Source organism: Caldicellulosiruptor kronotskyensis 2002, assembly GCF_000166775.1.
GTDB classification, from domain to species: Bacteria; Bacillota; Thermoanaerobacteria; order Caldicellulosiruptorales; family Caldicellulosiruptoraceae; genus Caldicellulosiruptor; species Caldicellulosiruptor kronotskyensis.
The window spans coordinates 2,556,719-2,583,323 of the sequence record NC_014720.1; the positions used below are offsets into that span (position 1 = coordinate 2,556,719).

The window sequence follows — 26,605 nt, forward strand, 5'->3', positions numbered from 1 at the left end:
TTTTAATTATTTCAACACATGAACTTCCTCTAATTTCTTTACTTTTTCTATCAAATCTTTCACTTCAGCAAGTTTTTCCAATATTAGCATCACTGATGAAACTGCATCGTAGTAGAAAAAGTAATTAATACCTTCCTCTAAAATAACTTTCATATAATCTCTAATCTCATTACCCGTATATCTTACAGGAACATCTAAAAGCTTGTCTACATCACTCAAAAACGCTTTGAAAAACTCAGGCAATATAATATGATTATTCCTAAACTTTTTCATCTCAAGCCAGGCAAGAAGCATTTTTAGCTTTTCCCCATATACTGTGCAATCTCCTACCATCATAATGAAATGTTCACCTTGTCTGTCAATTAAAAACCCCGCATCATATTCGCTCTGTATACACATGTTTTTAAGATTCTCTATACACTGTTTAGATCCACCACTGATTAAGGTACTTTTTAAGCCATATCGCTCAGAAATCCTATCAAAAAGTGAAATTATAGATTTGTCTTCCGAAACTATGCAAACCTTTAACCCTTTGAACTTGGCGCTTTCAAATGTCTCTTCAAGCCTCGCAAAGTACATCTCAAGCGGTGATGAGACAAGTTCATTGACAAAATTGATGTTTGAGGATGTCCTGAAATCACATGTAACAAACAGGTTTTCAATTTTTCTTTCGAGTGATTTGTCAATGTTAATACCATTATGGTCAAATATTTCAATTCGTATGCTGTTACCTCTTGATCGAACATAAATGCCAGCATCATAATAGTCTTTGACAATGTATCTGAAAACTGGAAGTATTATCCCTCTTGTTCTGTAAAGTCTTGCACCGGTTATCTGGCAGCCTGTTTCAATAGCTTTTCGAATAACGCTGCTTTTTTCTGTGTAGTCATCACCAATTAAAATTCTTGCATTTCTGTCAAAGACAGAACCGATTGAATTTCCAAGTTTTATGCCAAACTGGGGTGTTATCTCCTGATTAAAATCACCTGTAATTCCACGAACCCAAAACACGCTCTTTATAACCTCTGTTCCCCAGTAGATGTTTTCATCTATCACTGTGCCAGATTCAATTGTTTTTTCTGGCCAGATTTTGGCTTCAGCTTTAACCTCAACAAAATCTTTCAAAAGGTTGTTTTCACCCACAACTGCCTTTTCAGACACTCTTACATAGTCTTTCAAAATGGATTTGCTGCAGATGATACAGCTTTTGAGCTCACAGTTTTTTCCTATGAAACTTCCGCTCCACAGTATAGCCCTCTCAAGCTTGCTTCCTTTTGCAATCTTTACACCATCACCAATTACACAAAACTCTCCTATTTCAACATCGTCTTCTATCTCACACTCACTTCCAATAAACACGCTCCGACTTATTTTCGCATTAGGTGAAATGATAGAATTCTTGGAAATTTGAGAACTTTTTAGATCAAGGTCAAGTATTCCACCAAGTTTAAATACATCTCTGTGAGCTTTGATGTAGCTTCCTACATCTCCAATGTCACACCAGTATCCATCCATCTCAAAACCAAATATGGGAACTTTTTCTTTCAAAAGTTTAGGGAACAAGTCCTTGCTAAAATCAAATGGTTTGCCATCTTCTATATAGTCAAGTATCTCTGGTTCAATTATATATATCCCTGTGTTTGCAAGGTTTGAAAAGACCTCGCTCCAGGAAGGCTTCTCAAAAAACCTTTGAATTCTTCCTTCTTCGTCTGTAAGAACAATTCCATACTCTATAGGTATTTCAACCTCTTTTAATACAATTGTGACCTTGCTGCCCTTCTGCTTATGAAATTCTATCGCTCTTGTGAGGTCTGCATTTGTAATTCCATCTCCACTCAAAACGACAAAAGTATCATCCAAAAAAACTTTTGCATTCTTGACAGAACCTGCCGTGCCAAGAGGCCTGTCTTCAATAAAGTGCTGAATATTAACCCCCCATTTTTGTCCATCTTCAAAATAGTTGATTATCTTGTCAGGGTGATATTGAAGAGTTGTTGCAATTTCAAAAATGCCATGAGCTTTAAGAAGCTTTACCGCATACTCCATCACAGGTTTTCCGAAAAAAGGTATCATCGGCTTTGGAAGTGAGACAGTCAAGGGTCTGAGCCTTGTTCCAGACCCACCTGCCATTATAACGCCTTTCATACTTTTTTAGACCTCCTCCTTTTGACTTTGAAATTTTCCTCTAACGTACTGAAAACCATTCCATCTTTTTTGCTTCTGTGACAATCATTTCGTATACGTTCTTTAGTCTTTTTACAATTTTGTCCCATGAATAAATCTCTTTTGCATCACTTTGTGCCTGTCTTGAAAGTTTTTGACGCAGATACTCATCTTTTAAGGCAAGCAAAATCATATCAGCAAGTGAATTTGAATTTCCACAGAAAAAAGTAAGTCCGTTGTGAAGGTGTTTTACAATCTCAGAAAAACCTCCTGTATCAGATACAACTGGCAAACATCCTGATGCCATTGCTTCTAAAGCAACTATTCCAAAAGGTTCATAAAGACTTGGGAACACAGCAATATCAGAAACTTTAAATAGTTTTTTCCTTTCTTCATCAGAAATAAAACCTGTAAACATCACTTTATGTGAAAGCCCTAAAAAGTGAGCTTTTGAGTAAAGTTCACCTGTCATTGGACCACTTCCAGCAATTATGAGCTTTGCATCATAAAAATTATCAAGCACCTTTCTGAAAGCTTCTATCAAGATGTGAACTCCTTTTTCATAAACATGTCTTCCAATGAAAAAGACTATCTTTTCACTGTTCATTGCATACTTTCTTCTAAATTCTAAATCAAACTCTACATTTGCAAACTCATCATAATCTATACCATTTGGAATAGTAATGCATTTGTCTGGTGTTAAACTAAAAATTCTTTCACACTCATTCTTCATAAACTCAGAGTTCACAATTACTTTCCATGCCTCAAATGTCAGCCACCACTCAACATTGTGAATAAACCTCTGCATATCTGTGTATATACCGCCGTTTCGTCCGTGTTCTGTTGCGTGAATTGTAGCAACCAACGGAATTCGAAGAGCGTACTTAACGATGCGCGCAGCAAATGCTACAAGCCAGTCATGCGCATGGATTATGTCAAATCTTCCTTCTTTTTGGGATATATATATGGCTTTTTCAGCAAGTGACATGTTCATTGTCATGACCCAGTCAATAAAGTTAAGGGAATTTAGTGGATACACTGGAACTCTAAATATCTTAAGATTCCCATGATCTTCTATTCTTTCGTAGTCTTCTGAAATGGTAACAACATAAACTATGTCTGTTTCAGATAGCTTCTGTGAAATGCTTCTGACCACTCTTGAGATGCCACCAACAATCCTTGGTGGATATTCCCATGTAAGTTGAAGTATCCGCAACCATTCATCTCCTTTCTTTTGGCAATTTTTTAAGAGGGTTTATATAATTTATACCACTTTGTGTATAGTATTAACAAAAATTTTTCTATATTTTTAATTTCTTTTTCTAATATTATCTTCTCCAATTTATAATACTTTAAGTTTGCAAATCTTTTCCTCAGAACTCTTTTTGCAAATTATATAACTTGCATAAATATTTTATCTAAATTTTGACATTATTGATGTTGTTTTTTTTTTTTTTTTTTATGGTATATTTAAAATATCAGCTTAATTTCTAAAATACAACTTTAGGGGAGGGGTTATGTAGAATGCAGGTATATGCTACGAGAACAAATCCAATACAGGAATTAAAAGAGTTTGGCGGAAGAGTTTTAAATGGTGTGAAAGAAGGTGTCAAAGAAATCATAAATGATATAGAAAGAACAGCAATAGCTTCAGGTTTGGAAAATGGCATTAAAGGCGGTATTAGTGGCTACAAACAAATCAGAGAATTTAATGCTGTAATGAAAAATGGATATACATTAAGAGGAATAGGACAAGCTGGCATGTCTGGAGCTGTAAGTGGTTTTGCAAAAGGAGTAATTAAATCACCTGGAATTGTCGGATGGATATCAATAGGTTGGTCATTTGGAGAAGGTTTCGTTAGAGGTTGGAGAGAGTATGGAAAATAAAAAAAGTTATTTTAGTTGGATCTTAGCTGGATGCATTACTTCTACACTGCTCGTTTATGCTGTTTACTACTTAAAAGACTCTTCTTACTTTAAAGAAAATCCTTTAAACAGAATTATTCAATTGTTGATTGTAGTTGGAATAATAGTCGGTGCAATAATTGATGCTAAATGTATTGAAAATTCTAACAAAGTACATCTTAGAATTTTATTAAATAACTTTCTGTTATTTTTAGTTTTCTTTTTTCTACCCCTAAACATTGGTCTTTTAGTTTTAAAAATAATACCAAGTATAAAAGACTTGGGAGCTTTTATCTTGCTCGAAATTTTTTTCACATATTCTGTTCTGCGTTCTAATTACTTATATATTCTTAAATTCAAGAATTACAAAAATTATACAAAAATTATTATATTATCTGCTCTCTTGTTAGGAATTTTCTTGGGAATAATATTCCCTGAAATAGAAGGTATGTATAGATATTTATTAATTTTTGTTTTTGTTACAATACTTTTTGAGGTATTAAATTTTACATTAAGATAAATCTTTTTTGATTTAATATAATGAAAAATGGATATATGTTTAAGAGGAGTAGAACAAGATAGTTTGTCCAGTGCTACAAATGCTTTTGCAAAAGAGATAATTAAAATATTTGAATATGGAGAATATTTCACAACTGGTATATCTTTTGTAAAAGGATTTGTCCGAGGTTGGAATGAGTATGGAAAATAAAACCAAACATAACTTTTTGAATTGGGCACTCAGCGGAATTATTCTTTCACTTTTGACATTAATTTTCTTCTATCTCAATAGAAACTCACCAATTTTAAAAGGAAATATAACAAACAGAATTGCACAACTATTTATTGTAGTTGGAGTAGCAGTTGACAGCATATTAGATTTGTCAGTAGAACAAAATTTAAATGGTTACTCAAGAAAAATTTTAATAAAACCTGTGATATTTTTTATTAGTTTCTCTTGCTTATTTGATATTGGTATATTTTTGCTCAAGATTATATCTTCACTAAAACTTCTTTTAACGTTAATAATATTTGAATTTCTGTTTGCACTTTTTACCATCCGCTTTTTTCATTTAGAAAAAGTGAAATTTTATAAATATAAGAACTTTAGCAAAATAGTAGTCTTCTTTATACTTGCGACAATAATACTTTTGATTATTTTTGTCCCATCTTTAGAAGGTATTGGTTTGTATATCACAATATGTGTTGTAGGTATTGTTTTCTTTGAAATACTAAACTTGTTATTAAAATAAAGCAAATTGTAAAACTAATTTTATGATTTGAAATATTTAGTAAAAGGTTGCCCTATAAATAACTTAAAGTGCGAGGTAAATTCAAATGAATCTTTATCTTCCTTTAGATACATTTCAAGAAGTGAAAATCATCACAGAAAACAATATCATTGAATGTGAGAGAAATAGTGATTTTATTAATATTTCAACTTTCTTAAAAGAAAATGAAGCTTTTATTATTGCTTGTAACGAACAATTAATAATTTTTGCAACTATTGAAAAACTAAAAAAATTAAAAAAAGAGTTAAAAATAGAAAAAGTAAAAATTGGTTTGGAAACGTTTAAAACTGAAGATGGATTTTTAAAACTATTACATGAAACCCATGTTCTTTTTGGGAATGATAAAAAGTTTGTAGTATATATTGAACTAATTAACCCTGTTGATACATGCCCTATTATTATCGAGATAAAAAAGAATTCTGAAAAATGTTATTTCTCCTTAGCTAATATTCCACCAGGAGAAGAAAACAATAATTACTTAATAAAGTATGCAGAACATATCATTCTCGACTTTTCTCAACTGGAAGAAGCAACATATGACATCGAAATAAAATTTATTGATGGCAAAATAATTGGAAAAACAACCTTTAAATATCAACCTTTAAAAAAGAGATTGGAGAAATATTTACCTTATAATCCTGTGTAATAATAAAACTAAAAGACCAGCTGTGTTTAAAACAAACAAGCTGGTCTTTATTTTTATCATTAATTTATTCATAAAGATACAGCACATACATTGCATGAGACCATGCTAAAGGAACAACCCATGCAGGCTTGCCAGTAAGCCTGTCAACCTGCTCTGGAAAAAGTCCGTTTGGCAAACTGTGCGCTTTTGCCCACTCAAAAAGTCTTTCTGCCCTGTCAATCTGCCCTGTTTTTTTGTAGTAAATTGCAAGCCAGAGTGTTGTTAGTATCCATGGATTTCCACCAATGTATCTGTCATCAGAGTATCTCTTGTAGCCCCCGACAATTGAATTTTGACACTCCCTTTTAATAGCCAAAATGGTTGTTTTGAAAGCCTTATCGCTGCTATCTACCATTTCAAAAGGATAATAAATGCCAAGCATTGAAATGTCAACAACTTCATCTTGCTTTTTGAAATAATAGGTTATCTCATATCTCTCATCTTTTTGCATGTACCTGTTCTCTTCAGGAAGCTTTAAAAATTCCTCATGTGAAATTCTAACATCTGTTGACCTTACATACCGGGAAAGTTTAGGACTGTAAAATCTTGTTACCATCTGATTTTTTATTGCTTTTAATTTCATTTCAATTTCGCTTTCAAGATCAGGAAAATATTTTTTGGCTTTTTTCAGCGCAGCATAAATGCTTGCATTTGAGTAAAGATGAATTCCTTCTCTTTCTTCCCACAAGTCAAAGCTTCTGCACACAACTCCTTTTGTACTGTCCACTGCAGCTATCAAAAACAACAGTGCTTTTTTAAGCTTATCTTTATACAAATCAATCAAATGCAAGGAATTTTGTCTTTCGCAGTAGCTGAGAAATCCCCATACAACAGAAGCAGTCTCATCAATCTGAATTCCCCAACTTGGTGCCAAGCTGCCATCTGTGTAATATCTCTGGTCCCAGAATCCTTCCTTTTCCTGACAAGAAAATTTGAATTCAAAAAATTTTTCAACCTCCCTTGAGAGTCCAAGCTTATCCATTGCAGATACTATAAACGCAGCGTCTCTTCCCCACACAAAACCATACCCGCCACAGTGGAAAAACTTCTCGTCAACCTCTGATGCAGCTAAAATTCCACCTGTTTTGGAGTTCTGCAGAGTATAAAATACATAGGCACTTCTTTTCTGAAGCTGCATATCTTTTGGGTCTTGTGTGCAAATGAGCTTTACTTTTGAAAATTTCTTTTCCCAAAAGGCTTTGTTTTGCCTGTAAATTTCGTCATACCCTTTTTGCTTTAAATAAGAAAGCTTTTGATAGATTTCATCTTTTGAGTTTCCAAAAGCAAGAAAACATACAACCCTCTCTGTATTTTTGAGTTTTACAGCAATCTGAGGGTTTGTTGCCTCACTCCAACCTTCCAATTGATTATCGTTTGCATCACTAATTCCGTTTTTTACTGTAAAGCTTTTTATCTTATTCTCAAAAGCAAGACCTATATATGTCCCTTTAAAATATGCATAGATTATTTCATTTTCCTTATCAACCTTTGCAGCATTAAAAAGACTTGAAGAATTTATCATGGGTTCTAAAAAGACATAGAAGTCTTCAAAGTCAGTTTCCCATAAACGAACCAAGCTGTCTGTTTCAAAATCAACAAAATCAAGCTGAAAAATTGTTTTGTCTGCAATTTTATATTCAAAAAAGTATGCAAAATCATCCCTATATCCACTTTTTATCTTAAAACTTTCATCCTCGAAAAATACAAGCCCATCCAAAAAAACAGCTGCCAAAAAGAGTTTTAGCTGCTGATAATAATCTACTGCAGGCCAATAAAACCTTTGCAATATGCCATTTGAATCAAGCTGCCCTAAAACCTTTGTATTCCCAATTATAGCTTCTACTACGTGCGGCTTTCTCATATGATCCCTCTTTCCTATATACAAATTGTTGCGCAAACATTTGCAGTGATTTTATTATATCAGATATTACAACATTTGTGCATTCAGCAATTTTACTAATTTTTATTCTCTCCTATTTCTTTTTAAAAAAACAAAATCCTCTCTGACAGCAAATTTTATTATATCATTATTTGTCAGAGAGGACTTTTATTATTCATATTTAAAATATTTACCTTATTACCATCTCAAGCAAATCCCAAACCTTGTTAACTTGAGCACTGTTTAAGCGGATTTTGTACTCCTTTTCAGGTCTTGCAAAAATGAAGTTGTTCTCTACATCCCTGTCAGCTTCAATTATAAGGCAGATTGCAGGAGTTTTGGGTTTTATTATAATATGGTCATCTTTTATTTCGTACTCAAACTGGCAGGGTTTTAGCTCAAGGTTTATTGGCTTTTCAAATACAAAGTAGTTTTCGTACTCCACTCTATCGACAAAAAGGCTCACAAAAACTATGCTTTCCAAAAGTCCTCTGTCTATCTTATCTCCAATTACAGCCGTTTCAACATGTTTGGGTATATATAACCACTCACCCTTCAAAATATTCAAGTTTTCTACTTTTTCAGAAAATGCCTCAATCACACCATTTTCAGGAATTTCCACAGTTAGGTTTTTCTCGTATAACTTCTGCCCGTCAAAGTTCCAGATTGTAATATTGAGCTTACCTTGTTTTGGCTCTAGCTCATCACTAACAATATATACCTTTAGTTTTCCATCCTCATACTCAACAACTGGCAAAAACTTTGCAAATAACCTTTTTGATTCATAGTAAAGCGCCTTTCTTCTTTTCAAGTAATCAATTGATGACCATGATATAACAGGCCAGCAATCGTTAAGTTGCCAGTAAAGAGCACCGGCAGTTCTAAACTTATTTTTACGATAATGTTCAACAGCGGTTTTAATAGCCTCTTTTTGAACAAACTGTGACAAATACACAAAAGAGTCAAAGTCTTTTGGTAGACCAATTGAGCCTGCCATATACCTTATAAGCCTTTCCAAACCTTCTTCCTGCTTTTCGTGCATTCTCAAAGTTTTTGAAAAGATTGTCTGGTCTTTAAGAGGAATGTACTTTTTCATTGTATCAAGGTGTGCTGCTGCCTGAAAACCAAACTCGCTCACAAACCTTGCATTGTCGTGTTTGTAGTAAATATAGTCTTTCCAGCCAGCCCAGATATCCCATGTATGTTTGTCGCCAGCAGTGTTGCTATTTGGATGCTCCCCACCATATGGGCTTGAGATGTGGTACGGTCTTGTTGGGTCAAGCTCTGATAGAATCTGTGGCAAAACCTTCTTGTAAATTCTATTTCCCAAAAACTCTGGATCGCCGATGTGCCACCAGTCTACAAAGCCCCAGTTGTTCTCGTTATTCCCACACCACAGCACAATGCATGGATGGTTTCTGAGCCTCTTTATCTGGTACTCAGCTTCTTTTTTGAAATTCTCAACAAAAAAGTCAAACTCATCAGGATAAATTGCACATGCAAACATGAAATCCTGCCACACCATTATACCGTTTTTGTCACATTCGCTATAGAACCAGTCATACTCATAAATTCCGCCGCCCCAGACTCGCAGCATGTTCATGTTCGCATCTTTTGCCATTTTAATTAACTCTTTATAGTCTTCTTCTTTTAGCCTTGGCAGGATGGAATCAGCAGGTATCCAGTTTGCACCTTTTGCAAAAATCTTCTTGCCATTTATCTCAAAGATAAAACTTTCGCCATATTCATCCTTTTCTTTTATTACTCTTACAGTCCTGAACCCTGTTGTGACCTTCTTTTCTTGAGCTTCATTTGAAGTCTTTGCAGTTATTTTAAACTCATATAAAGAAGGCTCCCCATACCCGTTTGGCCACCAAAGTTTTGGGTTTTCTATCTCAATCCTTTCATCAATAAAATACCCATCTTTTGATTTATAAACCTCTGGAAAAACTTTCACAGAAAAGCTACCATCAAATACCTCTATCTCAACTTCGGATGGTTTTTCAAAACAGTTTATCTTTGCAAACACCCTTACAATGGCAAGCTCATCTGAGATACTTTCCACTTTTACAAACTCATCTTGAATTTCAAGCCCATTGTGAAGCTCTAAATACACGCTCTTCCAGATTCCTATCTGGAGAATTCTTGGCCCCCAGTCCCAACCATACGAATACTGCGACTTTCTTATCCAGCTTCTTTGCGGATAGCTGTAGTTTGACTGGTAAATGCTTTTGAGCCTTTCTGCCTCTTTTATTGGTGAAAGAAGGATCACCTTCAAAATGTTTTTCCCTTTTTTAAGTGCAAGACTCACATCAAATTCATACTTCAAAAACATGTTGTCAGTCTTACCCAAATAATGGTCATTTAAATAAATCTCAGATACCGTGTCAATTCCTTCGAACACAAGCTTTTTGACCTGAAAATCGACATTATCAACATCAAACTCTTTTACATACTCAAAATCTTTCTCTTCTAAGTCATAAAATAAAACCTCGTTTGTTGCATAAAAAGGATCGGGAAGCTTTCCAAGGTTAATCAAATCAAGCTGGACACATCCTGGCACACTTGCCTCGTAGTACTCATTCTGACCAACTTCTCTGAACTTCCATTTTCCGTCAAGACTTATTCGCACAGCTTTTACCCTCCTGTTTTTTTTGATAGTCTTTTCAGAATTTATTATAATACTTCTCACAGCAAGTTTCTCTTTCTTTATTTTTAGTCTTTATCTCATTTTTTAAGAAAAAAATAAAGGGGTGAAAATCTTCATATCACCCTTTGACAGCGCCTGCAACAAGTCCCTGGATTACTTTTTTAGATGCTGTCTGACATTGCTGAGGTTTGCGGAATCTCGCCCAATTATTTTTGCAAAATATTTAAAGAAGAAACTGGTAAAAGTTTTGTGGACTTTTTAAATGAACTCAGGATAAACAAAGCAAAAGAGCTTCTTCTTTCTACAAATCTAAAATCTTATGAGGTTGCCGAAAAGGTTGGATTTAGCGACTATAAATATTTTTCGATGATATTTAAAAAATACACAGGCCTATCTCCAAGGAAGTTCAAAGAGGAAGGACAAAAATAAAAGCGTTTTTTCCTTTTTTGTGATATAATTTTATGAAAGAGTTTGATAAAAACTGTGTGGATGTGTTATGGACCAAGAAAGAGTTATAGACTTGGCAAGAGAGTTTGTTGAGAGGATAAGCAAAGAATGTCCAATAAAGTTTGCATACTTGTTTGGATCATTTGCAACAGGAACATTTAACAATATGAGCAATGTTGACATTGCAGTTATGTTCGAAGAAGATTTACTTGCGATGAATGAAGCAATCTTAAGAGGTCTTTTGATGGAAGAGGGAAAAGCTCTATTTAAAAGAGATGTTGATATTGTCAATCTGAAAAATGCTAATATTTTTCTTAAGTACAGCATAATAAAGGATGGGATAATTCTAAAAGACCATGAAGAAAGAAGCTTATTTGAAACAAGTGTGATTAAGAGAGTACCTTGATTTTAGTTACTATTCTGAAATCTATAATCAAAAGATTCTTGAAAGTATAAAAAATGAAGAATTTTTTGGAATGTCATTTATGTTATTTTTTAATGGTTTACGAAATCATACTTAACAATTTAAATGATTTTGAAGACTTTATTGACACAATCTCAGAGTACATTTAGCACAAAGAAGGTGGAAGATGTGAAGGTCTTACTTTGCCAGATAAATCCCATTGTTGGAGATATTGAAGGCAATACAAAAAAGATAATAAGAATTATAAAATCGCACAGAGACGCAAAAATTCTTATATTTCCGGAACTTGCAATCTGCGGATATCCTCCAAAAGATCTCTTGTTTCAAAAAGACTTTATAGAAGCTGTTGACAAGGCAATAGAAGAAATTGCAAAAGAAGTGGATGATAGCTTTGTGATTGTAGGTAGCCCAACAAAGAGCCACCATGTTTCAAAGCTTTTCAACAGTGCTATTATTTTCCACCAAGGCAAAATAGAAAAGATTATACACAAAACTCTTTTACCCTCTTATGATGTATTTGATGAAAACAGGTACTTTATCCCAAGCCCTGCAAGAGAGGTTGTGACTATTGAAGGGATAAACTTTGGTATAAGCATATGTGAGGATATCTGGAACATAAACAACGATGAAAATGCAATGTATGACATAAATGTGCTCGATGAGCTTTCTCAAAAGGGTGCAAAGATGTTTATAAACCTTTCTGCATCACCCTTTCACTACACAAAACTTAAAACTCAGAGGTTAAAAGTTCTGAAAGAGGCTGCAACAAAGTATGGCATTCCTGTTATATATGTAAATCAGGTTGGCGGCAACGATGAACTGATATTTGATGGAAACAGCGTTGTTGTTAGTTCAAACGGCAAGGTTGTGGCAAAAGCAAAAGAATTTGAAGAGGACATATTGGAAATTGAGCTTGAAAAGATTGATAAGATGCCTGAAGTTGAAATACATGAAGATATCTCATGGATTAAAAAAGCGCTTGTGCTTGGAATAAGAGATTATTTTGAAAAGACAGGAATAACCAAAAAGGCAGTAGTGGGTCTTTCTGGAGGAATTGACTCATCAGTTGTTTGCTGTTTGGCAGCAGAAGCGCTTGGACCTGAAAATGTGCTTGGTGTTGCCATGCCATCGCGATATTCTTCAGAGCACAGTTTAAAAGATGCAAAGCAGCTTGCAGAAAACCTTGGCATAGAATTTAGGGTTTATTCTATTGAAGAACCATTTAAAGCTTATCTTAAAATGTTTAATGGAAGCGAAATTGCTCTGCAGGACTTGGCAGAGGAAAACATTCAGGCACGAATTCGTGGAAATATCCTCATGTTTATATCAAACAGGGAAAACCGGCTTGTTTTAACAACTGGTAACAAGTCTGAACTTGCAGTTGGATACTGCACGCTTTACGGTGATATGGCAGGCGGGCTTGCGGTTATATCAGATTTGCCCAAAATGCTTGTGTATGAGCTTGCAAGGTATATAAACAGGGAAAGAGAAATAATCCCACACAACGTTTTAGTAAAACCACCATCTGCAGAACTTAGACCAAACCAAAAAGACCAGGATACTCTTCCACCGTATGAAGTGCTTGATCCAATACTTATTTCATATATAGAAGATCAAAAGAGCATAAATGAAATAGTGGAAATGGGATACCCAAAAGATCTTGTGCTCAAAGTAATAAAGATGGTGGAAAGAGCAGAATATAAGCGAAAACAGGCAGCACCAGGCTTGAAAGTAACATCAAAAGCGTTTGGTTTTGGCAGGCGCATGCCAATTGTCCAAAGGTGGGTGTAGATGATATAATATAAGATTCTTTGAAAATTTTTTTGTTATGTAAATAACTTTTGATATTGACATTTTTCTTCTTTTTTTATATTATCATTAGAAAGGAAACTTATATAAGTTTGGAGTTTAATAGTAATGAAAAGAAAAACAATCAATATATTGGTATTTGTGGTTTTAATAATAGCAATTGCTGGTGGGGTTCTTCTCAAGAAAACTGTTCTTTCAGGTGAAGACAAATTAAGCTTCACAGTTAAAAAAACATTGGAAATAGAAAAGAGTAATAATAGCGACATTATTGCTAAGGTTGATGGTATTCCTATTTATAAAAAGGATCTTGAAATTGCTGAACTGTATGAAAAGGTTCGATTTGATAATACAGTAAAATTAGGAGCTATAGCTAAACAAAATACCTTAGTTACTCCTTATCAAAAAACCAAAAAAGAACTTCTCAATGAACTCATCGAAAGAAAAGCCTTAATGGAATCTGCAAAGAAAGAAGGATATTTAGTATCAAAGGAAGAAGCTGAAGCCTACTTTAATAATGTGAAAAAAACAATAGATGATGTTTTAAATGGGAAGATAAAAGGTGATATTGAAAATGCTAAGCAAGCTAAAGAAGTGTTAGATATGTACAAAACACAGCTTTCTGAAAATGAATTTAATGAAAAAGTCATCAGTGCTTATCAGGAAATATTAACTATAAGCAAATATTTAAATGCAAAAGTTGATGAATATGTAAAGGAACATCCTAATGCAACACCTGATGAAGTAAAGAAATTTATAAATGATTTTAAAAAGAAAGTTAAATCAAATTCAAAAATTGAAATTTTAAATTCAGAATTGCAGTAAACATTTTTCTTCTATTATTTTTAGAAAGAAAGTCAAAAAATAACAGGGGCCGTCCAAAAAAATATTTGGATGACCCCCTTTTTTGGTATCACATACATATGTAATAAAATAAAACCTTTAAAACTCCATTTTTAGACATCCCATTTAATATATTCCATGCACTTATTCAAATCAGTAATTTTTATATATTCTCACAAAACCTTTCAGGCTTGTTATCTCAATAGTATTCCCCCCTGAATCAAGGTCTATATAGTAGCTGTTTCCTGTTTTTGTGAGATCAAAGTCAGATTTTACCTTCCCTTTTGCTAATATCTTAATCTTTGCTTTAACACCTTTCCCTGCAGCAAAAGAAATATCACCTTCACCTACAGTTACAAAAGACGAATTTCCGTATCCATTTATTCTATCTATCTTTGCAACAACATTCCCTTTTGTTGTTGAAACTTTGAAGCTGCCTGTTTTTTCGATTTTGAGGTTTATATTGCCCTTTCCATTGTTAATTAGAAAATCTCCGCTGACATAGTCAAGCTTGATATCACCTTCACCATTTTTAATGTCAAGCGGTGCACCTGTGTTTGTTACCGCAATGTTCCCCACTCCATTTACTATGTAAACAGAACCGTCTTTAATATCCGAGACACTTACACTTCCACTATTGTTTTGAACAACTACTTTGCAGTCCTGCGGAAGAAAAACCTCAAACTCAAATTCTCTTTTTGGATTTGAGACCTTGTTAGCTAAAACTGCCTCAGAAGTAGTATATGCTCTTGCTTTTACATATACTCTGTCAACCTCGTTTTCAATGCTCAAATCCATGTCATCAAAAATCTTCTGCAGTTCCTTCTCATCAAGTTCACTAACATTGCTGCCACTTTCATTATATGTCCATACCACTTTTTTGATATATCTTATAGCAATATCAGACGTAGCCTTCTTCCCCCTGATGGCAATAAAAGAGCTGTCACAGTCAATGACAAAAGCCTTCCCATTATAGTCTAAAACCCTCCACCTTCCTTCCTGTGAAAACTCTTTTGTCTTTGTTTTTTGAGGTGTGCAAGCAACAAGCATTAAAAGAAATGTCAGTAAAATGGTCATTAATTTAAACTTCATAAAAATCCCCCTTGAGTTTTCAAAAAAAGAAAAGCTCTAAAAACAATTTTTATATAAAAATTTTATAATAAACGAGATGTTTTGTATACTACCTCAAAGCCAATTTTGTAAAAGTTGCTTAAAATCTCAAGGGGTACTATTGTCAAATCTCTACAGTCCATGCACACTCCTCTTTTCTGTCAATAAACACATAAAGTTTGCTGCCTTCTTTTTCCACAACCTGCGCTGTGAAATCATTATTTTGAAGGCTGAGCTTTGTAAAATAGTCCACAATAATGTGTTTTGCAACGTTTGTGTTTTGAAAAATTTTTTCCACAAGACAATCTATATATATTCGGTCACTTTGAAAAAGAATTTTATCACACAGACCTATTGTTTCTTTTACATCCACTATATCTTCTTTTTTGACAGAAGACAAAATCAAAATCTCTGGATTTCTGTATTCTCCAAACCTATATTTTTTTGTATTCACAATAGATTCTATATACATTCTATTGAATATTTCATTTTTTGAAAGTTTGTAAGCGAGCCAAAGGTCATGGTTTGCAATGTATGTTCTTTGAGTATCCACATTTGTTGCAACCCAGTCTGCTGGTATATGTCCAGGTGTTAAAAATCCCGATATGCACTTGACATATACACCCCTCAGCCCGATTTTCTTGTTATAGTCCTTTTCTATATTTATCCCATTTTCAAGTATCATCTTTTTCTTGTTCGGCTCTACCGGAATATAGACAATCACGTTCAAATCCCTCCACAATCTTTTGTATTTTCTCTGCAAGTTCTTTCAGTTTAAAAGGTTGCTTTTTTAGCTTTTCACACAGCATTTTAAGCTGCAGGACATTCCCAAATACCAAACAGTCACTCTTTTGGACTGAGTGGTCTATTGAGCCTTTGTTAACAACAGCATCTGTTCCAATGGAAAGCATTGTCTGTTTTATTATATTTGCCTGTGTAGGTGTCAGGTCTTCTATGTATATGTGAAGATATACCATTTTTTTAAGAAGATACTCTTTTGCATACCTGTCAGGCCCTATTTTTTCAATATAGTTTCTTAGCTTTTCAATATTATTTTCCACTAAATAACAGTTCAATTTAATTTTCTCCTTTCCAAAATTTGTATTAAATTTTCTACTATTTATATTTTAACCTACATATCTTGACATTTTGATAGTAATAAAGAAGAATTTGCTTATAATTTTTTCCCTGTCGTGCAAGATGGTTTGCTCCCCACTGGCTCATCCCAAGCCCATGCCCATATCCTCTTGTTTGGATTCTCAACCCCCTTTTGTCAGGGTAAAGCCAAAACTCTGTGGAATAAAGTCCAAAGATACTCCTGAACTGATTCCCACTCAAAATTGTATTTCCAATTTTTACAGTTTTCACTCTTTGTGTGGCTGTCCTTTCAACCACCTTTATTTGAGAAGATATATTTTGTGTGTTCACTTTTAATCCGGGAAAATATTTTTTTAATCTTTTTAGCAAATCGTTATAGGTAAAATAAAACTCACCAGAAAACTTAGGACAGCTTTCCTCGCCACGGCTCACAACACTTTTTAAGTATGGAATTTCTTCTTTAAACACCTCTTTAGCATCCTCAGTTTTTCCGCCAGATGCGGCATGAAACAGACTATCTATAACCTGACCTTTGTAAACTAACACTTGTCCTTTTGTTTCCTCCACAGCCATGCGTATCTTCTTATAGTACTTTTCAAAGTTTTTATCCCACCTTCTCTTCATCTCATCCTTGTCAATGTATGCCTGGCAGTGGGAAAAGTCATCGCAAAGATAGACCTTTTTTTCTTCATATCCTTTGTGCAAAGCTTTACCTACAATCTTTCGCGCAGCATATGTCCTTGAAGCAACTGCCTGGGCTTTCAAAGCCTCCAAATTAAACTCGGCAGGCATTTCTGCTGCTACAACGCCTATAACATATTCTTCAAGCGAAATTCTTTCTATTCTGTTCTTATTTTTTCTTAGGAGATTTATATAAATATCCTCTTTTTGATTTTTGTTCTGTGGCAAAGTCGGTGTAGATTGAATACCACTTTCTTGTACAACCTTGTCTTTCTCTTTTTGCATATTTTTGGAATTATTTTGTTCTGGTTTTGTAACAATATTTGCAATCAAAAGCACAACAAGAGCAATCAGCATCAAAGTTTTGTCAAGCCAAAAGAAATTATACCTTCTTTTACTCACCTCTTTTTTCAAGTCCACCTCCAACTTTCAAGACAATTATGGTTACATCATCTTTTATCAAAAACGAATTAGAAATTGCCCACTCAAAAATCTGTTTGGCACTGCTCTGGGTTGAGACAAACTGGTTTTTGGCAATGAACTCTTTCAAAATCCTATCACCATCCTCACCCAAGAGCTCAAAAAGCCCGTCAGAGAACATAAATATCATATCACCCTTTTGAAGCTTACAGGTTGAAAAGTCAAACTGGTTTTCAGCTTCTATTCCAACCGGAAGAGAGTTTGACTCAACCGTCAAAACCTCACTTCCTCTTTTGATAAAGGTTGGCATTGCCCCAGCTTTTAAAAACTCACACGTAAGAGTAAACCTGTCTATACACACAATGTCAACAGATGCGAATTCTTCAGCGTTTTTTATACTAAGAAGTGAGTTTATAAACCTGATTGCGATTTTTCTGTCAAACCCAAGTGATGAGAATTTTTTGAGAGCATCTATAACAATAAAGCTGTTTTCTGAAGCAGTTTTACCTGTACCCATACCGTCTGATATGCAGGCTAAAAATTTTCCGTTTTTGAGCTGCAAAAAGCACACCCTGTCACCGTTTATGTTTTCTTTGCTCTTTGAATATATAGAATAATCTATATGCACGTTTGGTTTTTTGATAATGGAAACTATATATCCCCCTGAGATTTTTGGCACCTCTGATATAATTTCTACACTGCAACCTACAACTCCTTTCACAATCTCTTCTATCTCTGCTTTCTTTGGTGCTTTGAAACCGTCTTTTAGATCTATATCTATTTGAAAATAATTATCATATGAAACATATTCAACTTTTTCAACCTCATACCCAAACCGCGCAAGTTCAAGTTCAATCTCTCTTGATGTTCCCATGTCTTTTTTTGCTTCATTTTCAGCCATCCTTGCAGCATCAATTACAATATCTTTTAAAATTTCTATATGTGTTTTGAACATGTTTTCTTTGGAACTTGATCCCTCTTGAACAAGCTTTGAATATTTCAAAGATTCCAAAAAACCATTTATAATTATTTCAAACTCTTTTGCTTTTTCACACAAAAATCTAAATTCTTTTAAATCTTCTTGAGAAAGCTTCCCCTTCTTCAATATTATATTTTTTATCTCGTTCAAACTATGATTTGTCCTATGATAATCTATATTCCAGCACACATTTGAATTTCCGCAATCTAAACAAAGTTTTTGACACGCACTTTGAACAATATTCTTTGCTTCATCCTTGCAAATCAAAACTGCTGGTTTGTTGCAAACATTCTGTTGTATATTTTCAATTATAGATGCAACTCCAAAAATCTTTTCTTTTATCATTCTCTGTACCTCCCTCTCATCAGTATTTTGTAGCTTTACAATTTTTTCTAATGGAAACAGACAGAAAAGTACAGCTGCTACCAAAATTTCACGAATTCTTATTGTTGGATTTGACGATATGTAAAACATGGATATAATATACCCACAAAATCCACCAAGAGAAACTCCGATTTTCCCAAACCCTTTAAAAAGCCCTGCAATGAGGCTTGAGAATGCAAATGCACACGAAATCTCTAAACTTGCTGCTTCATTAATACTCTCTAAAAGTCCAACAACAAATCCCATTGCAGTTGCTATTGTCATTCCATAGAAAAGCGATATCGAATAAATTAGAATGAAAAATAGCACATATCTTACAGCAAGCACTGAATCAAAGCCATTTGAAAGCCCCAAAAAACTCAAACTCAGAACTACAACCACATTTACTGTCTGGTCAGTCGAATATACTTTTTTAGAAAAAACCGCATCAAAAAACCTCTCAAACAAAATCACTGCCCAAAAACACCCAACCATCTCAAGTACAAGATACAAAAACTCTATTGGTGCTTTGGAAAACAGAAAAATAGAAATGCTACCACTGCTTCCTACACTCAAAGCGCAGAGCAGCGCCTTTGAATAAAGGTTTAGGTCAAAAAAATGGTTGATTGTAGTTATCAAAAGAATGGAAAGCACATATTTTAATATTGAGCTTTTATCTGAGCACGAAATTATACCGAAGATAGAAAAAAGCGAGGCTAAATAGTACATGTAATCCCTTTTTTTGAAACTTGCAACATACGCAGATGAAAAAAAGCTTCTTGAAAACAGGCTGCATCTTCCAAGCAAAAAGGCTAAAATCAGAATAAACAACTCCTGTGCACTAAAAACCAAAAATCGGTCTGATATAGTATTCTTTGGTCTTTCTGTCTGCTGTCTTTTAAACTGCAGAACCTCAAGTCTTTCCAAGGTAGCATCATCTCCTTTTGTATAATTTTTTAAAATCTTTTGTAAACCAATTACCTGTACAATTTATTCTACTTGTCCACTTGAGCATTTTTTGTTGTAAATGGTAAGATACCTAAAAAATTTTTTACGACAAAAAATAAAAAAGGGTGCAAAAAGGTCCAAAATCCTTTTTGCACCCAATATAAAAAGGTTGCTTGCACGAAAAATCTATTCTTTTTACTTACCCATTTTCTCTTTTAGTTTTTGAAGCTCATCCAAAATGTCTTCATCACTATATTCGAGTTCTTTAAATCTGTCTTCAAGTGTTTTTGAAGCATTTAAAAGCTCTTCATGTGCCTGAGCTCTTGCCTCTTTCTGTTCAATCTTCTGCGCAAACTTTTCAAACGACTCAAACGCAGATGCGTCTGTTAACTTGCTCATTGTCTGTGTGATTGTAACCTGAGCGTCAGCCCTTTTTGACTTGGCAATGAGCAGGTCTCTTCTTCTCTTTGCCTCTTCAATCTTGTCTTCCAGCATCTTAAGCCCACTTTTTAGCTTTTCAACAGCCTCGTGCTGTGCCTCATATTGTTTTTGATATTCATTAGCAAGTCTTTCGAATTCTCTTTTACGTTTGAGCGCTTCTACCGCAAGTTCATCCTCGCCTTTTGATATGGCAAGCTCAGCCTTTTTCTGCCACTCTTCAGCAGCCTTTTTGTTTTCTTCAACCTTCTTTTGCAAAATCTTTTCATCTGCAAGAGCGTTTGTAACCTCAGCCCTTGCTTTTTGCAGCTGGTCTTCCATGTCTTCAATCAGCTGATTGAGCATCTTTTCAGGGTCGGCTGCTTTTTCAATAAGGTCGTTTATGTTCGCCTTGAGAAGCTGGACAATCTTTTGAAATACCCCCATAGCAATAAAACCTCCCGAAAATGTAATATTTTTTTTTATTACCCAAAAAACTCATCAAAAAGGTCTTTTATGACCTTTTTAATTGTATCGCTTGAACCAGTTGAAAATGAAGTCGACTTTAAAAGCGCATCTGAGATATCGTTCTGGTATTCTATATAGCGTTTTTTGAACTCGTCAAAGTTACATTCATATAAAAGCTCTTTCAAGTTTTTATAATATGAGTCAAAAAGGTTAGATGATGAGCCTACTTTTAGCCTATTTTTTGCCTCTTTTAAAAATCTCTCGAAATTTTCAAGAAGCTTTTTGCACTCTGAAAACTCCCGTGTAAAGGTCAAAATGGCACTTTCTAACTCAGATATCTCTTTTTCTAACTTTTCATTATCAGCACAGCTTTCAAGCAAGTTTTTTACTCGTTCAATCTCAAGATCTATTTTATAGAATTTAAAGCCAACCTTGTCGTAAACTGACACAATTTTTTCAAACTTGTCGACAAGATCTTTTTTAGATCTCATCTTTTTTTGAAAATCCTGTGCTAATTCATTTTCAACCTGTATAAGTTCATCTAAAAAGTCTTCTGCTAGGACAATCTTTTCAGAGTCGCTTGACACCTGAAGTTTTAAAAGCAAATCGTCAAACTTCTTTTGAAGCTGCAAAGCCAAAGAAGAAGACTTTGAAAGAATCAGCGGATACTTTTCTTCAAACCTCTTTGTTAAAAGCTGTATCATTGTATTTATATATTCGTTTTTCTTGTCATCACCAAGGCTCTTAAAATATTCTATTTTCTCATCAATTCTTTTTATACCCTCAACCGCCTTTTTCAAATCATCATCTGAAACTCTTTTTGCAAAAAGTTCATCTATCTTTTTCTTTAAAACCTCATTATTTTTAATCCCATCTACAGCTTTTTTTACCTTTTCAATGTACTCTAATTCTTCTTGAAGTGTCTTTTCAGAATCTTTTAAAACCTTTTCCAGAAAATCTAAATCACTTTTGAGTATGTTGTAGATTGTCAAAAAGGTTTTAAACTCACCATCTGAATAGCTCTTTTTTATTCCTTCATAATATTCTTTTAGGTTTTTGAAATTTATTGTAACCTCTTCAAACTTGTTCTCAAGGTTTTGTCCATCATTAAGTAACCTTAAAAACTTTGCCTTATCATCTAAGTTCAAAATTCTGTTTGAAATTTCTTCAAAATACTCTTCCACCCTCTGCAAGTTTTTAAGCTTTCTCAACTTCTCAGCTTTTTTTCTCTTGATAGTAAAAGCTACCACAACCAGAACAATTATAAATAAAAACCCCAGCAAATACCTCAAAAGCTGTGCCCACAACAATTTTGAAAAGTCTATGTCAATCTCGTAAAACTCACCCCACATATTTTAAAGCCTCTCTTTTTTATTTTTTAGAAATTGAACACATTCTCTATGTCAAATTCTAAGTTCTCAAATACAGCTGATTTTACAACCCCTTTTTGAGACAGTGCAGCATATTCTATATATACTCCATTATCTAAAACGAAAACCTGGACAGATTTGTTACGCGGATTTACAATCCAGTACTCACAAACACCAAAGTAACTGTAAAGCTGCATCTTTTTTATATAGTCAACAGAAGCACTTGATGGTGAGAGCACCTCAACAATCAGTTTTGGCACACCTTTGTATCCTTTTTCTGTGATGAATTTTTTATTGCAAATTACCACGATGTCCGGCTGGACAACGTGAATGTCTCCTGTCTTTTCATCTTCAAAAATCACATCAAACGGTGAGATTACAGGGATGCACTCTTTCCCCTCAAAATATCTCATAAATTCAAGGTTCAGCTTCGATATTGTCATCTGGTGCTCAAACGAAGGCGACGCTAAAAGATAGATACTTCCATCTATAAACTCTGCTCTTTTTTCCTGCGAAATTTTTAAAAACTCCTCATATGTTGCTCTTTTCTTTTCAGGAATCATCACTGTTTACCTACCTTTTTAATATTTTTTACTCCTCATAAATCATCTTAACTGTCATACCACCGTCAACAATTAGATTTGTGCCTGTGATAAATGAGCTTTTCTCAGATGACAAAAACAAAATGGCGTTTGCAATGTCTTCGGGCATACCCACCCTTCCTGCCGGATGTTGAAGATGGTCAATTTCTCGAAGCTGTGGTTCTTTTCGGTATTTTCTTTTTTTGTACCTTGAAGTTTCAATCCACCCCGGACTTATGGCATTTACCCTAATTTTCTTTGAAGATAGCGACAGAGCTAAAGAGTGTGTAAGTGCAAGTATACCACCTTTTGACGCTGAATACGGTTCTGTGTTTGGCTCTGACATCAAAGCTCTTGTTGATGCTATGTTGACAATAGATGCGCCCTCTTTTAAGTACGGCAGGAGAAATTTTACCATCAAGTATGGTGCTCTCAAGTTAACATTTATCACTTCATCCCACTCATCAACACTTCTTTCTTCAATCCACTTTGTTGAAGATATAGCTGCATTGTTGACAAGAACGTCTATTTTCCCAGCTTTTTCACCAATCTTATGGCAGACAAGCTCAATCTCTTTTGCGCTTGCTAAGTCACACTCAAAAAAGGTTATTCTATCTTTGAACTTATTAAAAAAGTCGAAAGTAGCATCTTCAATTGCTTCTCTGTCATTGTCAATGGCAAAAACGGTTGCACCATTTTCAAGAAAAGAGATTGCTGTGACAAGACCAATTCCCTGGGCAGCACCAGTTATAACCACATTTTTGCCTTCAAACTCAGGCATGATGAAAAAAGAATTGTTTTGCATTTCGTATCATTCCTTTCTTGGAGATGTAAGCTGGGTGTAAAGTTCATACACACTTTTTTTCAGCACAGGATGTACAAAATCTTTTTCAATCTCGCAAAGAGGTTCAAGTACAAATAGTCTTTTGTGAAGTTCTGGATGGGGGATTTTAAGATTTACTGTGTCTATAACACAGTCATCATAAAAAAGAATGTCAATATCGATGTTCCTTGGCCCCCATTTAAAAATCCTTTTTCTACCCATTTTATTTTCTATCTCAAGTACAAACTCAAGAAGTTCAAACGGCAAAAGCATGGTTGTGCCTTTCAAAACACAGTTTAAAAACTTTGGCTGGTCAACAAATCCATAAGGCTGGGTTTCAATTATGCTTGAAATCTTTTCAACTATTATCTTTTCTTTTAAATGTTCAATTGCTTTTTGTATATTCTCATGTCTGTTACCAAGATTACTTCCAAGCCCTAAAAAAACAATATGTTTATCCATTTTTTTACTTTCCGCCTTCCTCTCTTAAGCTCTCAAAAAGATTTTTAATTCTTTGTTCCCTCTCTTGAGTACTCTGCACATCTATTGATATTACCAGAACATCACCCTCTTTTGCATCTTCTGGTACAATTTCTATGGGAACTGCTACCATTTTTCTACCCTCAAGCTCAACTATTGCAAAGTTACCTTCAAACCTGTCGATGAGTACTTTTTTTACCATAAAGTGTACACCTCTTTTTTAAAAGTTTAAACTCCATCGAAGATAGCCTGTGTCATCAAGATGGCTCTTTTGTTTTCTTTTACATCATGCACCCTTACAAATTCAATCTTTTTCTGAGCACATATTACAGAGATTGCCAAAGTTCCTTCAAGCCTTTCCTCAGGGGGAAGATTACTCAGCACATGGCCAATCACCGATTTTCTTGATGCCCCAATCAAAATGGGTCTTCCTAAAACCCTGAACTCTTCACACCTTCGCAGTATCTCCAAGTTATCCTCTGGTCTTTTCCCAAAGCCAATGCCAGGGTCTAAGATGATGTTTTCAAGTTTTACACCGGCTTTCAGAGCCTGTTCAATCCTCAGTTCAAAAAACTGCAAAATCTCTTCTATAACATCTTCATAGTAAGGGTTTTTTTGCATATCCTTAGGCGTACCCTTGATGTGCATGATTATGATAGGAACATTGTAGTGCGCTGCCACGTAAAACATGTCTTTGTCAAACGTTCCGCCACTGATATCATTTATAATGTCAGCACCGGCCTCTATTGCTTTTTGAGCTACTCTGCTTTTATATGTATCAATTGAAATTGGGATACTTTTATCCATATCTCTTATCGCTTCAATTGCAGGAATTACTCTTTTTAGCTCTTCCTCTTCCTCAACTGGTTCTGAAAAAGGTCTTGTGGACTCACCGCCAATGTCCAGAACATCTGCACCATCTTGAATCATCTGGAGTGCTCTTTGGGTTACCTTTTCAACTTGAACTCTTGAGCCCTCATAAAACGAGTCTGGTGTGACATTTATAATCCCCATCACGTTTGTCTTCAAAAGGCTCAATTTTTTATCTTTTGCAAGCAAATACCTTTGTGAAATGGTAAAATCTGCATCAAAATTACACTCTATCCCTTCCTCTGTCAAAACGCATCTTGTCTTTTCAAAGTTGTAAAGTGATGTTGTTGCAAAGCATATATTTTCGTTTGAAATTGTAAAATAACCAAGATTTGAAAGAAACTGAATAAATTCTGAAGGATTTTTTATGTTATCAAATCTCAAAATTATTGAGTTTGCCTTTTTTTCAAATTCCAAAATTTCTTTCTCATCAAAACCTTTTTGATACAAAATCTTCTTTATATTCGCATCTTTTGATATCAGTCTCAAGCTTTACCATCTCCTTTTTAAAACCTCATTAGTACCTCACCACTTGAAATTTCTATTATTTCTCCATCCTTTTCACATACAAGCTCCCCATTTTCGCCAATATCTCTGCAAAGCATCCTCTCACCATTTATCAAAATCTCTTTTCCAAAATTTAAACAAAAGCTTTTATATTCATCCCTGAAATATGAAAAACCATAATTATCAAAGTTGGGAAGCTCTCTTTCAAATTCACTTAAAATGTCAATAATTAGCCTTGTCCTGTCAAAATCTTGCGATGTTTCAGTTTTCAAGGTTGTTGCGATGTCTTTTATATCCTCTGGAACGCTTTCTGCATTGACATTTATTCCTATACCTATTATAATACTGCCAAGACCTTCAACCTCACCTGACAGTTCTGACAAAATTCCACAAACCTTTTTGCCATTTAAGTATATGTCATTTGACCATTTTATAAAAGAGTTAACTCCATATTTTCTTAAAACCCTGTTTATAATAAGTCCTGTGAAAAGTGTAAGCGGTACAATCTTTTCTAAATCAAACAAAATAAGTTTCAATAATATTGACATCTTTATACCCTTTTCAATGTCTACCCACTTGCGTAAAAGTCTTCCTCTTCCTTGAGTTTGCCTCTCAGTATATACAACTGTTGCGTTTTCAAGATGTTGTTGGTTCTGTTTTACATATGTATTTGTTGAGTCTATTTCATCAAGGTATATAAACTCTTTAAAAAGGTTTGAGGATTGGATGTAGTCTTTTATTTCCCACACTCTTATTATATCCTTGTCAACAAGCTCATATCCTTTTTTCCTTGCAGACTCTATTTTATAGCCCAAAGCTTTTAGCGACTTTATTCTCTTGTTTATTGCCATTCGGCTGATATTCAAAAAAGAGGCAAGCTCTTCACCAGAGATATACTCATTTTCATACAGCTTTCTCAATATGAAGATGTCCTTTTCATCCATTTTTCCACAAGTCCTTTCTTTGAAAGCTTTCTCTGCAAAAACCAAGGGCAAACCATTCACATGTTCGGCAGATACTCTCCAGCTGCTGTGGCAAAGCCTTTTTCAAAACATTATAAGCTTCATATGGCAACACATCTTCTAAATCAGAAAGCCCATATAGCTTTAAAAGCTCAACTACTTTTTCATCATACTTTTTGACCTTTCCTTCAAACCTGCACTCTGTAGCAGCCAAATTTGGGCAACATCTACAAATTTCATCTGGAAAAGATACAATTGTTATAGGCGCATTTTCAAGGTAAACACTTTTATAAACCCTCTCAAAATTTTCAACAAACTCTTTGCTATATCCTGCTCCTTTAAAGCCTAAAAAACACAAAAGATGATGTGCTCTGAGTATAATTGGCATTTTTGTTCTGTTCATTTCTTTTCGGCAAACAAACTTTTTAATTTAATTA

At 34.3% G+C, this 26,605-nt stretch carries 26 protein-coding genes and 1 pseudogene; 9 read left to right on the forward strand and 18 right to left on the reverse strand.

What is annotated here, in order from left to right; genetic code table 11:
- Nucleotides 1–6 precede the first annotated feature (6 nt).
- Both CALKRO_RS11835 and CALKRO_RS11840 read right to left on the reverse strand, forming a co-directional pair.
- Entirely contained in the window at nt 7–2,145 is a 2,139-nt protein-coding gene (locus CALKRO_RS11835) for a sugar phosphate nucleotidyltransferase (RefSeq protein WP_013431238.1), read from the reverse strand.
- A 40-nt stretch (nt 2,146–2,185) separates the two neighbouring features.
- Nucleotides 2,186–3,379, reverse strand: a complete 1,194-nt coding sequence (locus CALKRO_RS11840; protein WP_013431239.1) for a glycosyltransferase family 4 protein — start codon at nt 3,377–3,379, stop codon at nt 2,186–2,188.
- Between the two features lie 308 nt (nt 3,380–3,687).
- Between CALKRO_RS11840 and CALKRO_RS11845 the strand changes: the two genes are divergently transcribed.
- The 5 genes from CALKRO_RS11845 (at nt 3,688) to CALKRO_RS11860 (ending at nt 6,003) form a co-directional block, all read left to right on the forward strand.
- Nucleotides 3,688–4,050: a hypothetical protein gene (locus tag CALKRO_RS11845; protein ID WP_013431240.1), complete on the forward strand. Its 363-nt coding sequence runs from the start codon at nt 3,688–3,690 to the stop codon at nt 4,048–4,050.
- Nucleotides 4,040–4,588, forward strand: coding sequence for a hypothetical protein (locus tag CALKRO_RS11850; RefSeq protein WP_013431241.1), 549 nt, complete (start codon nt 4,040–4,042; stop codon nt 4,586–4,588). Before CALKRO_RS11845 ends, CALKRO_RS11850 begins: the two co-directional genes overlap by 11 nt.
- Before the next feature lie 63 nt (nt 4,589–4,651).
- The gene (locus tag CALKRO_RS14035) at nt 4,652–4,777 is read left to right on the forward strand and encodes a hypothetical protein (RefSeq protein ID WP_272940824.1); all 126 of its coding nucleotides are present in this window, start codon (nt 4,652–4,654) and stop codon (nt 4,775–4,777) included.
- Nucleotides 4,767–5,318 carry a hypothetical protein gene (locus CALKRO_RS11855; RefSeq protein ID WP_237699088.1) on the forward strand — a complete coding sequence of 184 codons (552 nt, stop codon included), beginning with the start codon at nt 4,767–4,769 and terminating at the stop codon, nt 5,316–5,318. The genes CALKRO_RS14035 and CALKRO_RS11855 overlap by 11 nt, the downstream gene beginning before the upstream one ends.
- Nucleotides 5,319–5,403: 85 nt before the next feature.
- A complete protein-coding gene (locus CALKRO_RS11860; protein WP_013431243.1) occupies nt 5,404–6,003 on the forward strand; it encodes a hypothetical protein in 600 nt (199 codons plus the stop codon).
- Nucleotides 6,004–6,067: 64 nt separating this feature from the next.
- Here the strand turns inward: CALKRO_RS11860 and CALKRO_RS11865 are convergent, their stop codons facing one another.
- The gene (locus CALKRO_RS11865) at nt 6,068–7,903 is read right to left on the reverse strand and encodes a glycoside hydrolase family 15 protein (RefSeq protein WP_013431244.1); all 1,836 of its coding nucleotides are present in this window, start codon (nt 7,901–7,903) and stop codon (nt 6,068–6,070) included.
- Nucleotides 7,904–8,111: 208 nt separating this feature from the next.
- Nucleotides 8,112–10,553 carry a glycoside hydrolase family 2 protein gene (locus CALKRO_RS11870; RefSeq protein WP_041742014.1) on the reverse strand — a complete coding sequence of 814 codons (2,442 nt, stop codon included), beginning with the start codon at nt 10,551–10,553 and terminating at the stop codon, nt 8,112–8,114.
- A 183-nt stretch (nt 10,554–10,736) separates the two neighbouring features.
- Here CALKRO_RS11870 and CALKRO_RS11875 point away from each other — a divergent pair, with 183 nt between their 5' ends.
- The 4 genes and pseudogenes from CALKRO_RS11875 (at nt 10,737) to CALKRO_RS11890 (ending at nt 14,073) form a co-directional block, all read left to right on the forward strand.
- Entirely contained in the window at nt 10,737–11,000 is a 264-nt protein-coding gene (locus CALKRO_RS11875) for a helix-turn-helix domain-containing protein (RefSeq protein WP_041741769.1), read from the forward strand.
- Nucleotides 11,001–11,067: 67 nt separating this feature from the next.
- A pseudogene (gene mntA / locus CALKRO_RS11880) lies at nt 11,068–11,539 on the forward strand (type VII toxin-antitoxin system MntA family adenylyltransferase antitoxin).
- Nucleotides 11,540–11,610: 71 nt separating this feature from the next.
- Nucleotides 11,611–13,233, forward strand: a complete 1,623-nt coding sequence (locus CALKRO_RS11885) for an NAD+ synthase (protein ID WP_013431246.1) — start codon at nt 11,611–11,613, stop codon at nt 13,231–13,233.
- A 126-nt stretch (nt 13,234–13,359) separates the two neighbouring features.
- Entirely contained in the window at nt 13,360–14,073 is a 714-nt protein-coding gene (locus CALKRO_RS11890) for a SurA N-terminal domain-containing protein (protein WP_013431247.1), read from the forward strand.
- A gap of 171 nt (nt 14,074–14,244) precedes the next feature.
- On the opposite strand, the gene CALKRO_RS11895 is transcribed toward CALKRO_RS11890, so the two are convergent.
- The 14 genes from CALKRO_RS11895 to CALKRO_RS11960 all read right to left on the reverse strand — a co-directional run bounded on the left by CALKRO_RS11895 (nt 14,245) and on the right by CALKRO_RS11960 (nt 26,571).
- Nucleotides 14,245–15,183, reverse strand: coding sequence for a DUF4097 family beta strand repeat-containing protein (locus CALKRO_RS11895; protein WP_013431248.1), 939 nt, complete (start codon nt 15,181–15,183; stop codon nt 14,245–14,247).
- Between the two features lie 142 nt (nt 15,184–15,325).
- Entirely contained in the window at nt 15,326–15,925 is a 600-nt protein-coding gene (locus tag CALKRO_RS11900) for a hypothetical protein (RefSeq protein WP_013431249.1), read from the reverse strand.
- On the reverse strand, nt 15,876–16,277 hold the full coding sequence (locus CALKRO_RS11905) for a hypothetical protein (RefSeq protein ID WP_013431250.1): 402 nt from the start codon (nt 16,275–16,277) through the stop codon (nt 15,876–15,878). The genes CALKRO_RS11900 and CALKRO_RS11905 overlap by 50 nt, the downstream gene beginning before the upstream one ends.
- Before the next feature lie 40 nt (nt 16,278–16,317).
- Nucleotides 16,318–17,394 carry a stage II sporulation protein D gene (spoIID, locus tag CALKRO_RS11910; RefSeq protein WP_013431251.1) on the reverse strand — a complete coding sequence of 359 codons (1,077 nt, stop codon included), beginning with the start codon at nt 17,392–17,394 and terminating at the stop codon, nt 16,318–16,320.
- Entirely contained in the window at nt 17,375–19,669 is a 2,295-nt protein-coding gene (locus CALKRO_RS11915; protein ID WP_013431252.1) for a SpoIIE family protein phosphatase, read from the reverse strand. Before CALKRO_RS11915 ends, spoIID begins: the two co-directional genes overlap by 20 nt.
- Before the next feature lie 216 nt (nt 19,670–19,885).
- A complete protein-coding gene (locus tag CALKRO_RS11920; RefSeq protein WP_013431253.1) occupies nt 19,886–20,554 on the reverse strand; it encodes a PspA/IM30 family protein in 669 nt (222 codons plus the stop codon).
- A gap of 38 nt (nt 20,555–20,592) precedes the next feature.
- Entirely contained in the window at nt 20,593–21,927 is a 1,335-nt protein-coding gene (locus CALKRO_RS11925; RefSeq protein WP_013431254.1) for a coiled-coil domain-containing protein, read from the reverse strand.
- A gap of 26 nt (nt 21,928–21,953) precedes the next feature.
- Entirely contained in the window at nt 21,954–22,508 is a 555-nt protein-coding gene (locus tag CALKRO_RS11930; protein WP_013431255.1) for a Uma2 family endonuclease, read from the reverse strand.
- A 28-nt stretch (nt 22,509–22,536) separates the two neighbouring features.
- Entirely contained in the window at nt 22,537–23,331 is a 795-nt protein-coding gene (locus CALKRO_RS11935) for an SDR family oxidoreductase (protein WP_013431256.1), read from the reverse strand.
- Between the two features lie 6 nt (nt 23,332–23,337).
- On the reverse strand, nt 23,338–23,811 hold the full coding sequence (folK, locus tag CALKRO_RS11940; RefSeq protein ID WP_013431257.1) for a 2-amino-4-hydroxy-6-hydroxymethyldihydropteridine diphosphokinase: 474 nt from the start codon (nt 23,809–23,811) through the stop codon (nt 23,338–23,340).
- A 4-nt stretch (nt 23,812–23,815) separates the two neighbouring features.
- Complete coding sequence (locus tag CALKRO_RS11945; RefSeq protein WP_013431258.1) at nt 23,816–24,031, reverse strand: DUF3006 domain-containing protein; 216 nt, start codon at nt 24,029–24,031, stop codon at nt 23,816–23,818.
- A gap of 26 nt (nt 24,032–24,057) precedes the next feature.
- The gene (gene folP, locus CALKRO_RS11950; protein WP_013431259.1) at nt 24,058–25,188 is read right to left on the reverse strand and encodes a dihydropteroate synthase; all 1,131 of its coding nucleotides are present in this window, start codon (nt 25,186–25,188) and stop codon (nt 24,058–24,060) included.
- Between the two features lie 17 nt (nt 25,189–25,205).
- Nucleotides 25,206–26,150, reverse strand: a complete 945-nt coding sequence (locus CALKRO_RS11955; protein ID WP_013431260.1) for a biotin--[acetyl-CoA-carboxylase] ligase — start codon at nt 26,148–26,150, stop codon at nt 25,206–25,208.
- Nucleotides 26,143–26,571, reverse strand: a complete 429-nt coding sequence (locus CALKRO_RS11960; RefSeq protein ID WP_013431261.1) for a DUF1284 domain-containing protein — start codon at nt 26,569–26,571, stop codon at nt 26,143–26,145. Before CALKRO_RS11960 ends, CALKRO_RS11955 begins: the two co-directional genes overlap by 8 nt.
- Nucleotides 26,572–26,605 lie beyond the last annotated feature (34 nt).

Bases quoted from the DNA above. Each gene is read 5' to 3' on its own strand.
- CALKRO_RS11960 (WP_013431261.1), bottom strand. From the start codon at position 26,571: ATGAACAGAACAAAAATGCCAATTATACTCAGAGCACATCATCTTTTG.
- CALKRO_RS11865 (WP_013431244.1), bottom strand. From the start codon at position 7,903: ATGAGAAAGCCGCACGTAGTAGAAGCTATAATTGGGAATACAAAGGTT.
- CALKRO_RS11945 (WP_013431258.1), bottom strand. From the start codon at position 24,031: ATGGTAAAAAAAGTACTCATCGACAGGTTTGAAGGTAACTTTGCAATA.
- folK (WP_013431257.1), bottom strand. From the start codon at position 23,811: ATGGATAAACATATTGTTTTTTTAGGGCTTGGAAGTAATCTTGGTAAC.
- CALKRO_RS11875 (WP_041741769.1), top strand. From the start codon at position 10,737: ATGCTGTCTGACATTGCTGAGGTTTGCGGAATCTCGCCCAATTATTTT.
- CALKRO_RS11845 (WP_013431240.1), top strand. From the start codon at position 3,688: ATGCAGGTATATGCTACGAGAACAAATCCAATACAGGAATTAAAAGAG.
- CALKRO_RS11895 (WP_013431248.1), bottom strand. From the start codon at position 15,183: ATGAAGTTTAAATTAATGACCATTTTACTGACATTTCTTTTAATGCTT.
- CALKRO_RS11925 (WP_013431254.1), bottom strand. From the start codon at position 21,927: ATGTGGGGTGAGTTTTACGAGATTGACATAGACTTTTCAAAATTGTTG.
- CALKRO_RS11860 (WP_013431243.1), top strand. From the start codon at position 5,404: ATGAATCTTTATCTTCCTTTAGATACATTTCAAGAAGTGAAAATCATC.
- CALKRO_RS11850 (WP_013431241.1), top strand. From the start codon at position 4,040: ATGGAAAATAAAAAAAGTTATTTTAGTTGGATCTTAGCTGGATGCATT.
- CALKRO_RS11930 (WP_013431255.1), bottom strand. From the start codon at position 22,508: ATGATTCCTGAAAAGAAAAGAGCAACATATGAGGAGTTTTTAAAAATT.
- CALKRO_RS11920 (WP_013431253.1), bottom strand. From the start codon at position 20,554: ATGGGGGTATTTCAAAAGATTGTCCAGCTTCTCAAGGCGAACATAAAC.
- CALKRO_RS11935 (WP_013431256.1), bottom strand. From the start codon at position 23,331: ATGCAAAACAATTCTTTTTTCATCATGCCTGAGTTTGAAGGCAAAAAT.
- CALKRO_RS11855 (WP_237699088.1), top strand. From the start codon at position 4,767: ATGGAAAATAAAACCAAACATAACTTTTTGAATTGGGCACTCAGCGGA.
- CALKRO_RS11955 (WP_013431260.1), bottom strand. From the start codon at position 26,150: ATGGATGAAAAGGACATCTTCATATTGAGAAAGCTGTATGAAAATGAG.
- CALKRO_RS11835 (WP_013431238.1), bottom strand. From the start codon at position 2,145: ATGAAAGGCGTTATAATGGCAGGTGGGTCTGGAACAAGGCTCAGACCC.
- CALKRO_RS11890 (WP_013431247.1), top strand. From the start codon at position 13,360: ATGAAAAGAAAAACAATCAATATATTGGTATTTGTGGTTTTAATAATA.